The organism is Priestia iocasae (assembly GCF_016909075.1).
Lineage (GTDB): Bacteria > Bacillota > Bacilli > Bacillales > Bacillaceae_H > Priestia > Priestia iocasae.
The window spans coordinates 344,081-358,094 of sequence record NZ_JAFBFC010000004.1 but is presented as its reverse complement, the minus strand read 5'-3'; the positions used below and the strand labels follow the sequence as shown (position 1 = coordinate 358,094).

At 37.1% G+C, this 14,014-nt stretch carries 13 protein-coding genes; 10 read left to right on the top strand and 3 right to left on the bottom strand.

Going from position 1 to position 14,014, the window contains the following annotated elements; genetic code table 11:
- The first annotated feature begins 133 nt into the window (after nt 1–133).
- On the top strand, nt 134–559 hold the full coding sequence (locus tag JOC83_RS12955; protein WP_205187721.1) for a YbgC/FadM family acyl-CoA thioesterase: 426 nt from the start codon (nt 134–136) through the stop codon (nt 557–559).
- Between the two features lie 63 nt (nt 560–622).
- On the opposite strand, the gene JOC83_RS12950 is transcribed toward JOC83_RS12955, so the two are convergent.
- Nucleotides 623–913: a HesB/YadR/YfhF family protein gene (locus tag JOC83_RS12950; RefSeq protein ID WP_205187720.1), complete on the bottom strand. Its 291-nt coding sequence runs from the start codon at nt 911–913 to the stop codon at nt 623–625.
- Nucleotides 914–1,559: 646 nt separating this feature from the next.
- On the opposite strand from JOC83_RS12950, the gene rsgA reads away from it, so the two are divergent.
- Complete coding sequence (rsgA, locus tag JOC83_RS12945) at nt 1,560–2,624, top strand: ribosome small subunit-dependent GTPase A (protein ID WP_205187719.1); 1,065 nt, start codon at nt 1,560–1,562, stop codon at nt 2,622–2,624.
- A 49-nt stretch (nt 2,625–2,673) separates the two neighbouring features.
- Here the strand turns inward: rsgA and plsY are convergent, their stop codons facing one another.
- Nucleotides 2,674–3,252 (bottom strand): glycerol-3-phosphate 1-O-acyltransferase PlsY, encoded by a 579-nt coding sequence (plsY, locus tag JOC83_RS12940; protein ID WP_205187718.1) that lies wholly within the window; start codon nt 3,250–3,252, stop codon nt 2,674–2,676.
- A 267-nt stretch (nt 3,253–3,519) separates the two neighbouring features.
- On the opposite strand from plsY, the gene JOC83_RS12935 reads away from it, so the two are divergent.
- From JOC83_RS12935 to parC, 3 genes are all read left to right on the top strand, one after another.
- The gene (locus JOC83_RS12935) at nt 3,520–3,933 is read left to right on the top strand and encodes a CoA-binding protein (protein WP_205187980.1); all 414 of its coding nucleotides are present in this window, start codon (nt 3,520–3,522) and stop codon (nt 3,931–3,933) included.
- A 456-nt stretch (nt 3,934–4,389) separates the two neighbouring features.
- Nucleotides 4,390–6,357, top strand: a complete 1,968-nt coding sequence (gene parE / locus JOC83_RS12930) for a DNA topoisomerase IV subunit B (protein ID WP_205187717.1) — start codon at nt 4,390–4,392, stop codon at nt 6,355–6,357.
- Between the two features lie 3 nt (nt 6,358–6,360).
- Nucleotides 6,361–8,787, top strand: a complete 2,427-nt coding sequence (gene parC / locus JOC83_RS12925; RefSeq protein WP_205187716.1) for a DNA topoisomerase IV subunit A — start codon at nt 6,361–6,363, stop codon at nt 8,785–8,787.
- Between the two features lie 180 nt (nt 8,788–8,967).
- Here parC and JOC83_RS12920 read toward each other — a convergent pair whose 3' ends face one another.
- Nucleotides 8,968–9,603 (bottom strand): LysE family transporter, encoded by a 636-nt coding sequence (locus JOC83_RS12920; protein WP_205187715.1) that lies wholly within the window; start codon nt 9,601–9,603, stop codon nt 8,968–8,970.
- A gap of 133 nt (nt 9,604–9,736) precedes the next feature.
- On the opposite strand from JOC83_RS12920, the gene JOC83_RS12915 reads away from it, so the two are divergent.
- From JOC83_RS12915 to JOC83_RS12895, 5 genes are all read left to right on the top strand, one after another.
- Nucleotides 9,737–10,501, top strand: coding sequence for a YqcI/YcgG family protein (locus JOC83_RS12915; protein WP_205187714.1), 765 nt, complete (start codon nt 9,737–9,739; stop codon nt 10,499–10,501).
- Nucleotides 10,476–10,784 (top strand): cupin domain-containing protein, encoded by a 309-nt coding sequence (locus tag JOC83_RS12910; protein ID WP_205187713.1) that lies wholly within the window; start codon nt 10,476–10,478, stop codon nt 10,782–10,784. The genes JOC83_RS12915 and JOC83_RS12910 overlap by 26 nt, the downstream gene beginning before the upstream one ends.
- 19 nt (nt 10,785–10,803) lie before the next feature.
- Nucleotides 10,804–11,391 (top strand): cysteine hydrolase family protein, encoded by a 588-nt coding sequence (locus JOC83_RS12905; RefSeq protein ID WP_205187712.1) that lies wholly within the window; start codon nt 10,804–10,806, stop codon nt 11,389–11,391.
- 117 nt (nt 11,392–11,508) lie between these two features.
- Nucleotides 11,509–12,006, top strand: a complete 498-nt coding sequence (locus JOC83_RS12900) for a GNAT family N-acetyltransferase (protein WP_205187711.1) — start codon at nt 11,509–11,511, stop codon at nt 12,004–12,006.
- A gap of 208 nt (nt 12,007–12,214) precedes the next feature.
- Nucleotides 12,215–13,960 (top strand): carbon starvation CstA family protein, encoded by a 1,746-nt coding sequence (locus JOC83_RS12895; protein WP_205187710.1) that lies wholly within the window; start codon nt 12,215–12,217, stop codon nt 13,958–13,960.
- Nucleotides 13,961–14,014 lie beyond the last annotated feature (54 nt).

Genomic DNA, 14,014 nt, shown 5'->3' with positions numbered 1-14,014 from the left:
GCATAAATAAAGTGATAGTCGGTGTCAAGTAGGTAATTTCTAATTCATTTGGCATCGACCATTTTCTATGGAAAAAAATCGAAAAAGTATGATACGATAATAATACGTTATGCTACATAGGAGGAGTACATACATGTTTAAATCAACCACAAATGTAGAGGTGCGTTACGCTGAAACAGATCAAATGGGCGTTGTGTATCATGCGAATTATTTGATTTGGATGGAAGTGGGCAGAACGTCACTTATTAAAGAGCTTGGATTTCAGTATGCTGATATGGAAAAAGAGGGGATTCTATCACCTGTTATTGATGTAAACGTATCTTATAAAAAACCGCTTCGGTATGGTCAAACAGCAACCGTTCATACATGGGTTGAACAATATGATGGATTTCGAGTTGTATACGGGTATGAAATTTTAACACCAGACAATGACCTTGCTGTAACAGCTACTTCTTCTCACGTATGTGTGAAAAGTGAAACGTTTCGACCTATATCCATCCGCAAAAAGTTTCCGCATTGGCACGAAGCATATGAACGAGTAAAAAAGGAAGATAATTAATTAGTACATTCTAAGTAAAAAGCGTCCGAAAGCTGTTTAACTGGCTTTCGGACGCTTTTTATTTTATGCTTCATAATTGAAATCTGGTTCTTGTGTTTCGTTATTGTAATCAACCATTAAATCATGACCGTCAAAGTACCATATATCTTCTTCTTCAATAAAAAATGTAATGCCATTGACTGTCGTTTTAGCTCCAATATTAATAGGATTGTCGGTTCCAACCCCTAATGAGAAGCCCTTTTGCACATTGCTGCATCCACCATAGCGAGCGAAAAAACGAACATATTGATCATTTTGTATATTCATTTCATCTTTATACCAGTTTGCTGCTTGTTCTGTTACGGTTAATTTCATAGTCATTTGCTCCTTTCAATCTACCGGTTTACATTTATTATAGTAGAAACCTTTTTTGAACGCCAACAATATGGAAAAACAAACCTGCGTAAAACAAAAGATAGCACTGAAAAGGGATAATCCTTCTCAGCGCTATCTTAACGTTCATTTATTTTAGGTTGTATTCTTTACCAATGGTTTCCCAGCAATGAACACAATATTTAGATCCACCTGAGTTACGATGTGTTTCTTTTTGACGCTTGCAAATGGAGCATCTATATTTCATTGTATGTCCTCCTACTGTGTATGTTTACAATCAGTATAACTACAAAATTAATTTTGTATTCGCTTTCACTTGTTTTTTTAGAAGATTCACCATGAATAGGTAGAATTTTTTAGTTTACTCTTTTTACGAATCATGATGAAAATGAAGTTCAATGTGTATTACCATTATATTCTTGTTATTTACTGAAAATGGATTATAATGAAAATAATAGCGGTTAGCTAAAATCCCTTACTTAAAGGAGTGATGACATATGGTGAAATTTAAAGCGGCAGTACGTGTCATGGAGGGATTATCTTTAACGTTCATGTGAACGTGACAAATATGATTTCTCTATGACCTATTTAATTTGAGATGAAGAAAGTCATAGGGAGGAAATAAACATTGAATTTGAAAAATTTAGGTTGGAATGAAGCATTTGAGTCATCTTTTAATCAATATAGAGTTCAAGGTTATACGATTGGTCGTGTTATTCTTGAGCATAAAAGGCTGTATCGAGTTCTGACAGATCAAGGAGAATTACTAGCTGAAGTTTCAGGCAAGTTTCGCTTTGAGTCGTTAAGCCGACAAGCGTTTCCAACCGTTGGAGATTGGGTTGTCGTGAAGCCGAGATGGGATGAGCATAAAGCGACGATACAGGCTGTTTTGCCACGTAAAAGTAAATTTTCTCGAAAAGTAGCAGGAGAAAAGACTGAAGAACAACTAGTCGCAACGAATATTGATGTACTTTTCATTGTTGTAGCACTCAATCATGACTTCAATGTTCGACGTATTGAGCGATATATGGTTATGGCTTGGGAAAGTGGTGCGAAACCTGTCATTATTTTAAATAAAGCTGATCTGTGTTTAAATCCAGAAGACAAGCTCAAAGAAGTAGAAAGTGTTGCATTAGGTGTTAAGATTCATATCCTAAGTGCGGTGAATGAAGAGTCTATACCACTACTGCAACAATATGCTACTAATGGCGCAACAGTCGCCCTAGTCGGCTCTTCAGGAGTCGGAAAGTCTACGATTACAAATCGCTTAATGGGAAAAGAAGTGCAGTACACGCAAGAAGTTAGAGACGGTGATGATAGAGGTAGGCACACAACCACTTACCGAGAATTAATGATCCTACCTACAGGTGGATGTATTATCGACACCCCTGGCATGCGAGAATTACAACTTTGGGACGCAGGAGAAAGTTTACAAGATGTCTTTGAAGATATTGATCATCTTTCTTCGATGTGTTTCTTTGCGAATTGTAGTCATAAAACAGAGCCAAAATGTGCAATAAAAGCAGCAATTGACGAAGGGACACTTAGTCAAAAACGCTTTCAAAGTTATCAAAAGCTACAGCGAGAGTTAGCTTATTTAGCTCAAAAAGAAGATAAAGCTGCTGCGATTCAAAAGAAAGTAAAGACAAAGTCAATTCATAAAGAGCTAAAAAAGAAGATTAACAAGCGATAAGTATGTGTTATAACAAGAAGACGACGATCTTAAGATCGTCGTCTTCTTGTTATAACCACTTAATTTTTGGTTCAGTTTTATCAAGGATTCTCTTTACGTTTGCGCGATGGCGGAAAATAACGAAAAGTGCTAGAAATCCAACAACAAGCATCAGTGGTATGTCACCTGTAAATAACGAATAAATAAAAGCTAGTACACCTGTTATCATAGAAGATAAAGACACATATTTACTTATGTATAAACAAATGAAAAAGCAGACAAGCATTAATACGAATAGCAAGGGTTCTACACAAAGAAGTACACCACCTGAAGTTGCAACTGCTTTTCCACCTTTAAACTTTGCAAAAATGGGATAAACATGGCCTACAACTGCGAATAAACCAACAAAGAGAGGATGTAAATCTGATTGAATCCATAGTGGTAAAGAGGTCGCGAGCGTTCCCTTTAAAATATCGGCAATTGTCACGATTAAACCCGCTTTTACACCTAGTGTACGAAATGTGTTTGTTCCACCAAGATTTCCACTTCCATGTTCGCGTATATCTACTCCATAACCGATTTTTCCAACAACCAGAGCAAATGGAACTGAACCAATAAGATAGGCGAGAATAGGTAAAAGATAATCCATTTTTTCAAAGCTCCTTTATGTACATATCGTTTTCATTTTACCATGTGTTTCAAAAAACGCTAGTCTCTTCGTAAACATTCTCTTCTTCTAACAAAAATTCCTTTTAAATAGCCATGCATTCTTACGATATTCTATCGGACAATTCTCCCTTTTATTCTAAAGCTTGTTTACAAACTTTAAAAAAGTGGGTAATATATGCAGGAATTTATCGTTGCAAAACGAACAACGTATAACATAGCACATGTTAAAGGAAAAGGAGAGATAAAAATGGCAATTGACATTCCGCCTCGTGAAGAATTGGGACAAATTTTGAAACGAAGTAAACGCATAGCAGTAGTAGGGCTATCTGACAATCCAGATAAAACGTCCTATATGGTTTCAAAAGCAATGCAAGATGCAGGGTATGAAATTATTCCAGTCAATCCAAACGCAGATAACATTCTAGGAGTAAAAGCAGTGAAATCACTTTCAGAAATTGAAGGACACGTTGACATTGTCAATGTTTTTCGTCGCTCTGAGTACTTATTAAGCGTTGCAAAGGAATTTCTCGAAATCAATGCAGATGTCTACTGGGCACAGCTTGGCTTGTCAGATGAAGAGGCATATCATTTATTAAAAGATAAAGGCTATACGGTAGTAATGGATCGTTGTATTAAAGTAGAACATGCGTTAACGAAATAGGTTGTTTCGAGGAGTTGACTCAATTTATAACGTATCAGAGCCTTCATACTACGTACCAAAAACCTAGAAGAGGTAGTATGAATGATGGCATGAAACGCTATGTTGAGTTAGCTCCTTTTATTATGGGTTTGGACTTCTTGTGATAAATTCGATACAATAACGCTACATAACATAACCATTAAATAATGACAAAATCAAAGCTTATCATAAAAAAATAGAGTAAGAATACCTTTACAATCTAGAATGGTATGCTAAAATCAAACGTGTGTTCTTGTTTTTCGAACACCATAATACATAAACAACGCGTACAAGCTACTAAAATCAAGAATAAAATCCATTCCGTCCTTCTTTTCCGATAAAAAAGAAGGAAAATATATGTATGATTATGAATACTTGAGTAACGTGATACGCTATAATAATAGGCATGTGTGTTTGTATGAAAGGGGTATGTACGATTTGGCTAGAAAGCAACAATTTACTTATAACGAAGATGCCATTCAAGTTTTAGAAGGACTTGATGCTGTTCGGAAACGTCCTGGAATGTACATTGGAAGTACCGACAGTCGAGGCTTGCATCATTTAGTATACGAAATCGTTGATAACTCCGTTGATGAAGCATTAGCGGGCTACGGTAATGAAATTACAGTTACGATACATAAAGACAATTCTATTTCTGTTCAAGATAAAGGACGAGGAATGCCAACTGGTATGCACAAGCTTGGTAAATCCACACCTGAGGTAATCTTAACGGTTCTTCATGCTGGAGGAAAGTTTGGCCAAGGTGGCTACAAAACAAGTGGTGGATTACATGGAGTAGGTGCTTCAGTTGTAAATGCCTTATCAGAGTGGCTAGTTGTTACCATTAATCGAGATGGCTATACATATCAACAGCGCTTCGAACATGGTGGAAAGGCTGTTACATCACTAGAGAAAATCGGAACAACAAAGAAAACAGGGACAACGATTCACTTTAAGCCCGATGCGTCCATTTTTTCTACAACAACGTACAACTACGATACATTATCAGAGCGTCTACGTGAATCAGCTTTCTTATTAAAGGGATTGAAAATTGTTCTAATTGATCAACGTCATGACCAACAGGATGTGTTTCATTATGACAGTGGAATTGAAGCGTTTGTTTCTTATTTAAATGAGGAAAAAGATGTTTTACATCCGGTTGTGTTTTTTGAAGGAGAACAACACACCATTGAAGTAGAATTTGCGTTTCAATTTAATGATGGGTACTCAGAAACGATTCTCTCTTTTGTAAATAACGTCCGCACAAAAGATGGAGGGACACATGAAGCAGGTTCTAAAACAGCGATGACACGAGTTTTTAATGAATATGCTCGTAAAGTAGGATTGCTAAAAGAAAAAGATAAGAACCTTGAGGGCGCTGATATTCGTGAAGGATTAGGTGCCATTGTTTCTGTTCGTATTCCAGAAGAGCTTTTACAATTTGAGGGTCAAACGAAAGGAAAGCTTGGTACGAGTGAAGCACGTTCAGCAGTTGATCATGTGGTGTCAGACAAGCTGGCGTACTTTTTAGAAGAAAATCCTGACGTTAGCTCGTTGTTGGTCAAAAAAGCGATTAAAGCAGCTCAAGCGCGTGAAGCAGCTCGTAAAGCACGTGAAGATGCACGTAATGGTAAAAAGAGAAAGCGTCAAGAAACAATTCTAAGTGGAAAGCTTACACCTGCTCAATCAAGAAATCCACAGAAAAACGAATTGTATTTAGTAGAGGGTGACTCTGCAGGTGGTTCAGCTAAGCAAGGAAGGGACCGTCGCTTTCAAGCAGTGCTACCATTACGAGGAAAAGTTATTAACACTGAAAAAGCAAAATTACAAGACATATTTAAAAATGAAGAAATCAATACCATTATTCATGCAATCGGGGGCGGTGTAGGCGCTGATTTTTCAGTTGAAGATATTAGCTATGACAAAGTGGTTATTATGACGGATGCTGATACGGATGGTGCTCATATCCAAGTTCTACTGTTAACCTTCTTCTATCGCTATATGAAGCCATTAGTGGAAGCAGGGAAAGTATTCATTGCGCTTCCACCTCTTTATAAAGTAAGTAAAGGAACCGGAAAGAAAGAAGTAGTGGAATACGCATGGAATGAAGACGAATTACAGGATGCCATGAAGAAAGTCGGAAGAGGCTACATGATTCAGCGTTACAAAGGTTTAGGTGAAATGAACGCTGATCAATTGTGGGAAACAACCATGAACCCTGACACACGTACTCTTATTCGTGTGCGAATTGATGATGCAGCAAGAGCAGATCGTCGTGTTACGACGTTAATGGGTGATAAAGTAGAGCCTCGTCGAAAGTGGATTGAAAGTAACGTAGCGTTCGGATTAGAAGAAGATCCAAATATTTTAGACAATGAAAACGTTACGGTCGCAGAGGAGGAGTAATAGATGTCACAAACAGAACGTTTTTTAGATTTACCACTTGAAGATGTTTTAGGCGACCGCTTCGGGCGTTATAGTAAGTACATCATTCAAGAACGTGCATTACCAGATGCACGTGATGGCTTAAAGCCAGTTCAGCGTCGTATTTTATATGCCATGCATGTAGATGGTAACACAACTGATAAAGGATTTCGAAAATCAGCGAAAACAGTTGGTAACGTAATTGGTAACTATCATCCACATGGTGATACATCTGTTTATGATGCAATGGTTCGTATGAGCCAAGATTGGAAAGTGCGTAATGTTCTAGTCGAAATGCATGGAAATAACGGAAGTATTGATGGAGATCCACCAGCTGCGATGCGTTATACGGAAGCTCGGTTATCTGCAATTGCGTCAGAGCTTTTGCGTGATATTGATAAGCAAACTGTCGAATTTGTTCCCAATTTCGATGACACAAGCAAGGAACCGACTGTTTTACCTGCCATGTTCCCTAATTTACTTGTGAATGGTTCGACTGGAATTTCAGCAGGATATGCAACTGAAATTCCTCCACATCATCTTGGTGAAGTTATTGATGCAGCTATCATGCGTATTGATAAATCAGACTGTACAGTTGATGAGCTCATGACGGTTATAAAAGGCCCTGATTTTCCAACAGGTGGGATTATTCAAGGGATAGAAGGCATTAAAAAAGCATATGAAACAGGTAAAGGTAAAATTATTATTCGTGGAAAAGCAGAAGTGGAAGCCATTCGCGGAGGAAAGCAACAAATTGTCATTACAGAAATTCCATTTGAAGTAAATAAATCTAATCTTGTGAAAAAAATGGATGAACTACGATTAGATCGAAAAGTAGAAGGCATTGCTGAAGTCCGTGATGAAACGGATCGTACAGGTTTACGTGTTGTTGTGGAGCTGAAAAAAGACGCACATGCTGAAGGTGTTTTAAATTATCTATATAAAAATACGGATTTACAAGTGCCATATAACTTTAATATGGTAGCCATTTCTCGAAAACGTCCTAAATTAATGAGTTTAATGAACATCTTAGACGCCTATATTGAACATCAGCGAGAAGTGGTCACAAATCGCTCCACATATGAACTTCAAAAAGCTCGTGAACGAGAACATATTGTACAAGGACTCATGAAAGCATTATCGATTTTAGATGATGTCATTCAAACCATCCGTGCTTCAAAAGATAAACGAGATGCAAAAGATAACTTAATTGTTCAATATGACTTCACGGAAGCGCAAGCAGAAGCCATTGTGTCGTTACAACTTTATCGTTTAACAAATACAGACATCACCGCTCTTCGTCAAGAAGCAGAAGAGCTAGCAACGAAGATTGGCGAACTTGAGGAAATTTTACATAGTGAGAAGAAGTTATTAAATGTAATTAAAAAAGAGCTTCGTCGTGTGAAAAAAACGTATAGTGATGAACGTCGTTCTCAAATCGAAGCAGAAATTGAAGAAATTAAAATTAATTTAGAAGTGATGGTTCCTTCAGAAGATGTTCTTGTTACTGTCACAAAAGATGGCTACGTAAAGCGCACAAGTCTACGTTCTTACTCTGCATCAAATGGACAAGATTTCGGCATGAAAGATACCGATCGAATTTTATTTAAGCAAGAAATGAACACAACTGATACAATTTTAGTCTTTACAAACAAAGGAAACTATTTGTTTATGCCAATTCATGAACTTCCTGATATTCGTTGGAAAGACATGGGTCAACATGTAATGAACATTGTTCCAATTGAAAAAACAGAAGAAATTATTCGGGTTCTACCAATCAAAGAATTCAAAGAAGATAAATATCTCTTGTTTTTTACAAAGAACGGAATGGCAAAAAAGACAGAGCTTCATCAATACAAAGCGCAGCGTTACTCAAAAGCCCTTGTAGCTATCAATCTAAAAGGTGACGATGAACTTGTGGATGTAGTTGAAACAGATGGACAACAAGATGTGTTTCTAGCGACAAGACAAGGGTATGGATTATGGTTTGGCGAAGAGGAAATTAACATTGTTGGTACGAGAGCTGCAGGAGTAAAGGGAATTAATTTAAAAGAGAACGATTACGTTGTTAGCGGAGAAGTATTGAATAAAGGTGTAAATGAAACATTATTCATTGTTACACAAAGAGGCGCTGTAAAGAAAACAAAGATTGCTGAATTTGAACGATCGACACGTGCTAAACGGGGACTAGTAATGGTGCGAGAGTTAAAATCAAATCCTCATGAAATTGTAAAAGTCATCACGATAAACAATGAATATGTTTTATATATAAAAACAAGCAAAGAAATAATTGAGCAAGTTGATCCAGCTCCAATGAGAAACAGTGATCGTTATAGCAATGGTTCATTTATTATTGATCAAAGTGAAGCAGGAACGATTATTGATAGCTGGAAAGAGAAGAAATTAGAATAAAAGAAAAATAAAAACCGCTAATCCTTTAAGGAATTAGCGGTTTTTATTTAGCAATAAATGATTTAAAACATCAATAAACTTTTTAAAATATGTTCTAAATAATCTTATTTAAATTACTCTCCATGTTTAATGATTTCATCCGATTCGTTATCTAGCGCTCACCCAGTTGATTAAATCCTTTTATTCTAACATGGAAAAGAACTTGATCCCAAAATGGGCACCGTATCCTATTAGAATAATGCCTGCTATAACGGTTATAACCCTCAATAATTGTGTATGTATGAACCGTCTCGTAAAATGCACGGTAAAGGCAATGTTCATATTCCATAAGATAATTCCAACAATAATACATATACTGGCTATACTTGCCTGCAACAACGTATAAGCATGCACCATATGACTTAACGTTGATCCATATACCCCAAACCAAAAAACGATATTGATAGGATTCGTTAATGCGATAAGGAAACCGGACGCATAAGATCGTTGTGCGGAAGTTGGGTGACTCTCTTCAAATACAAACGCATGTGAAGCGGCTTGTCTTATACTCTGTATACCTATATAAATCAGCATTAAACATCCAGCTCCGTACAAAACAAACGTCACGGCTTCTTGTTGTATAAAAGGAGCTAGTCCAATTAAAATAAACACCATAAACAACACATCTGCACTCATACCCCCCAAGCCAACTAACCATGATGACCAAAATCCACCTGAAATACCTCTTTTTATCATCTCTATATTAATTGGGCCAACAGGTGCTGCTAGGCTTATCCCAAGTACAAGATGATGAATGGCAATAATGACCCACTCCATGTTCATCCCCTCCAAAACTTGTCCATAGTTATATGTATGGATGACTATAATGAAATTAGAAGTAGAAATAGTTCATAATCTGCTTTTTCTTTTAATACACATGTATCGTTAAGCAGAAAGAGGAGGTTACAGTGTGAAAACATCCTTTATATACAGCGAACAAGAGATTATCGAAGCAACAACCGTTCCGAATTGGGGAAAAGTTGCTTTTGAGTCTTTTAAGAGCGACTTATTATCAGAGTCAGCTCCTTTTCCATGTGTATTAGGAGTTGAAGGATTTAAACATAACTTACTCCGTTTTGGATTCTGTGCGTCTCCATATGATGAAAGTGACATGAAACAGTGTGCTTTAGCACTGAGACAATACTTACGTGAATTTCGTTCACTGGGTCGATATACGTCTTTTGTAATGTTTTTTAAACCAGAGAAAACCAAAACCATGCAGCAGTATGAAAAGATGTTTTGGGATACATTAGAGACACTGCATTCACTGGACGAAGAACTATGGCCAGATGATATTCCTTTACATCCAAATGATCCATTATGGGAATTCTGCTTCGGCGGAGAGCCTATTTTTGTTGTGTGTAATACACCCGCACATCAATCGAGAAAAAGTCGTAGAAGTCACACGTTTATGATTACGTTTCAACCACGATGGGTGTTTGAAGGGATTAGTGAAGATACAAAAATAGGGAATTCTGTGAAACGAATCGTTCGAAATCGTTTAAAAATGTATGATGAAGTTCATCCACACCCTGAACTTGGATGGTATGGCAATGCTCAAAACCGTGAATGGAAACAATATTTTCTTCATGATACAAACGATGAAGTGACGACAAAATGCCCGTTTCTATCAAAGGAGAGGAATTCATATGAAAATAAAAAAAGCCTCTATTAAAAAAGGAGTAGGCGGAAACCTTGAAGAAGTAATAAATGGGTTACTTCCAATGAAAACTGGGTATGTAGAAGTTCAGTGGGATACGCCCCATCAAGATCATCCAACACACACTCATCCAACTGATGAAATTCTGCACATTTTAGAAGGATCTGTGTACTTTTCAGTTGAGGACGAAACAGTTTTGTGTGAAGCAGGGGATCGCATTTACCTCCCAAAAGAAACGAAACATTCTTCAAAAGCTGGTCCATCAGGCTGTAAGTATGTTATTTCCATTCAAAAATAAGAGTAAAAGGAGATAGGAAATGACAAAATCGCGTCCACTTTTATTAGTAATTGATGTTCAAAAAGGATTTAATCACACTGCTTGGGGTTCACGTAACAATAAGCATGCAGAAACAAACATGCTCACACTTTTACAAACGTGGCGTCATAAAGATTATCCAATTATTCACGTCCAGCATGCATCCAAAAGTCCAGACTCTCCTTTGCATCCAAGTACGTTAGGTTTTCAATTTAAAGATGGCTTTGGACCGATTGAGGATGAATATTTAATTCGCAAGCAGCAAAATAGTTGTTTTATAGGTACAGAACTTGATAACTATTTAAAATCAAACGGATATGATACGCTCATACTTGTTGGTTTAACAACCAATCATTGTGTATCAACAACTGCACGAATGGCAGGGAATTTAGGCTATCGCACTTACGTGGTACACGATGCCACTGCATGCTTTGAATTAGTTTCCTATGATCGTACGAAGCATTACGAAGCAGAAGAAGTACACCAATTATCACTTTCCTCACTTCATGGAGAATTTGCAACGGTTGTCTCTACTGAAGAGGTTTTACAAGTAATAAATTCGTTTGAAATGCAGAATTCAAAAAAGTAGAATCATTAAAGGAAGAATGGTTTAGTAGCTGAGCTAATACAGTCAGCTTTTTTTATTGCAATTTTCAGTAAACCTAGTAAAATGAAAGAATATTGTTACATAAAGGAGTTTAACAGCATGGCCATCATTCGACAAGCAAAGCAAGACGACTTAGCCAGTCTCGTTGATATTTATAATCAATCAGTTTTACAGAGTACTGCTACATTTGATTTAACTCCTCTTTCCGTTGAAGAGCGCAAAGGCTGGTTTGCCACTCACCAAGAACCTCGATTTCCTTTAATTGTTGCAGAAAGAGAAGAAGTAGTTGCTGGTTATGCGTCACTGTCTACCTATAGAGAAAAAGAAGCGTATAAACGAACAGTTGAACTATCCATCTATGTAGATGAAAAGCAGCAAGGATATGGTATTGGTAAGCAGTTGATGACAGCCATTTTAGAACATGCAAAACAATTAAATTATCATGTAGTCATAGCTGGAATTACAAAAGGAAACGACAAAAGCGTTAAAATGCATGAGCAATTTGGATTTACATTCTGTGGAGAATTTAAAGAGGTTGGATACAAATTTGAACAATGGCAAGATGTGCTATTTTATCAATTAACATTTGACAACTAAACAGTAAAAAGCAACTGTAAAACCTATCTTTTCATGGCGAAGTTTTCTTAAATGAGAAGATAGGTTTTTTTGTGCATTTGACTATTTATTTTTAAAGGAAGCAAGTAAAATTACTCTTATTGGAATTTTCTGAAATTTATATTGACAACGCTTACACAAATTGGGTACGATTTCCTTGTACAAAATAGAAGTATAAGGGGGAGTATAGGTGAATTCACTATGGTTAGCCATAATTGGAATGATCGTATTTGCACTTGGTTACCGCTATTATTCAAAATTTATAGCGGAAAAGATTTATCGCCTTGATCCAAACTTTGTTACACCTGCTCATCAATTCGAAGATGGAGTTGATTTTGTTCCAACTAAAAAAGTTGTTCTTTGGGGACATCACTTTTCATCTGTAGCAGGTGCTTCACCTATTATTGGTCCAGCGATTGCTGTGTACTGGGGATGGTTACCGGCGTTTTTATGGGTCATTTTAGGTACTGTTTTTGCTGCAGGTGTTCATGATTTTGGAACACTTGTTTTATCTGTACGCAACAAAGGACAATCAATTGGGACCATCACAAATCGATTGATTGGAAGACGCGCTAAGCTGCTTTTTCTTTTTATTATTCTTATTCTTGTTTTAATGGTAAATGCTGTATTTGCATGGGTTATCTCAAATCTTTTTGTTCAATTCCCTGCTGCTGTTATACCGATATTTATCGAGATTCCATTAGCCATCTGGATTGGATATGCCGTATACAAAGGAAAGAGAGAAATGCTCATTCCATCGATTATTGCACTAGTTATTATGTATGGAACGGCTGTATTAAGCAGTAAGATTCCAGCTCTTCAAATCGATTTAGTCAAATACTTTGGTGGAGCGGAAAACACTGTGATATTTGGATTAAACGGCGTATCCATGTCGTTCTTTGTGTGGATTGTCGTACTAATGGTTTATTGTTATATTGCATCAGTATTACCCGTTTGGAAGTTATTGCAACCTCGTGATTACATAAATTCTCATCAGTTAGTCGTTGGACTAGTAATGCTCTATGCAGGTTTATTATTTTTACAACCAGAGATTACGGCTCCAATGACAAATAATGCTGCAAATGATGTATCATGGTTTCCGCTCTTATTCATTACGATTGCTTGTGGAGCTATCTCAGGCTTTCATGGTCTAGTTGCTTCTGGAACTTCTTCTAAACAATTAGATAAAGAAACAGATGCACGGTTTGTTGGATACTTAGGGTCTATCGGAGAAGGTGTTCTAGCGTTAATCTCCATTATTGCCGTGACAACTGTATTCGCAACAGGTGCTGACTTTAAAGAAGCATATGGAAGCTTCGCCGCTGCGAGTGCAGGAGGAATGGGTAACTTCATTAATGGAGCTGCTCAGTTGGCAACGGGTATTTTCATTCCTGCTGACATTGCGCGAACCATTGTCACCGTTATTGTTGTCAGCTTTGCTGCAACAAGCTTAGATACGTCTGTACGTCTTATGCGTTATATCATTGCTGAAATTGGAAGCGAATATAACCTCAAACCGTTAACAAAAACACATGTCGCAACATCTGTAGCTGTATTTACAAGTGCGGCATTAGTTCTCATTCCGAAAGGACCAAATGGCTTTGGATCAGGCGGATACTTATTGTGGCCACTTTTTGGAACGAGCAATCAGCTTCTTGCAGGAATTAGTTTGCTTCTTATTTCAATTTGGCTTAAACGACAAGGACGAAACTTCCTAATCACCTTTATCCCAATGGTGTTTGTACTCTTTATGACCGTTTGGGCAATGGTTCAGCAAGTTGTTTTTCAATGGTCTGGTATAGGAGCAACCGATGCTAATATGCTTCTATTTGTACTAGGTGGATTAATCTTAGCATTTGTTTTCTGGATTCTTCTTGAGGCATTCGCTGTTTTTACTAAAAAAGAACCAATCCCTCCAGTCGATTCGACAATGTAAAACTTGTAAATAACATTCCACATAGCCATCCCTTGCCTATCAACCTATTAAAAC

What these genes read in the sequence shown, in the direction of transcription:
- JOC83_RS12955 (WP_205187721.1), top strand. Translation starts at nt 134, where the DNA reads ATGTTTAAATCAACCACAAATGTAGAGGTGCGTTACGCTGAAACAGAT.
- JOC83_RS12910 (WP_205187713.1), top strand. Translation starts at nt 10,476, where the DNA reads ATGAAAATAAAAAAAGCCTCTATTAAAAAAGGAGTAGGCGGAAACCTT.
- JOC83_RS12900 (WP_205187711.1), top strand. Translation starts at nt 11,509, where the DNA reads ATGGCCATCATTCGACAAGCAAAGCAAGACGACTTAGCCAGTCTCGTT.
- plsY (WP_205187718.1), bottom strand. Translation starts at nt 3,252, where the DNA reads ATGGATTATCTTTTACCTATTCTCGCCTATCTTATTGGTTCAGTTCCA.
- parC (WP_205187716.1), top strand. Translation starts at nt 6,361, where the DNA reads ATGTCACAAACAGAACGTTTTTTAGATTTACCACTTGAAGATGTTTTA.
- JOC83_RS12920 (WP_205187715.1), bottom strand. Translation starts at nt 9,603, where the DNA reads ATGGAGTGGGTCATTATTGCCATTCATCATCTTGTACTTGGGATAAGC.
- JOC83_RS12905 (WP_205187712.1), top strand. Translation starts at nt 10,804, where the DNA reads ATGACAAAATCGCGTCCACTTTTATTAGTAATTGATGTTCAAAAAGGA.
- JOC83_RS12950 (WP_205187720.1), bottom strand. Translation starts at nt 913, where the DNA reads ATGAAATTAACCGTAACAGAACAAGCAGCAAACTGGTATAAAGATGAA.
- JOC83_RS12935 (WP_205187980.1), top strand. Translation starts at nt 3,520, where the DNA reads ATGGCAATTGACATTCCGCCTCGTGAAGAATTGGGACAAATTTTGAAA.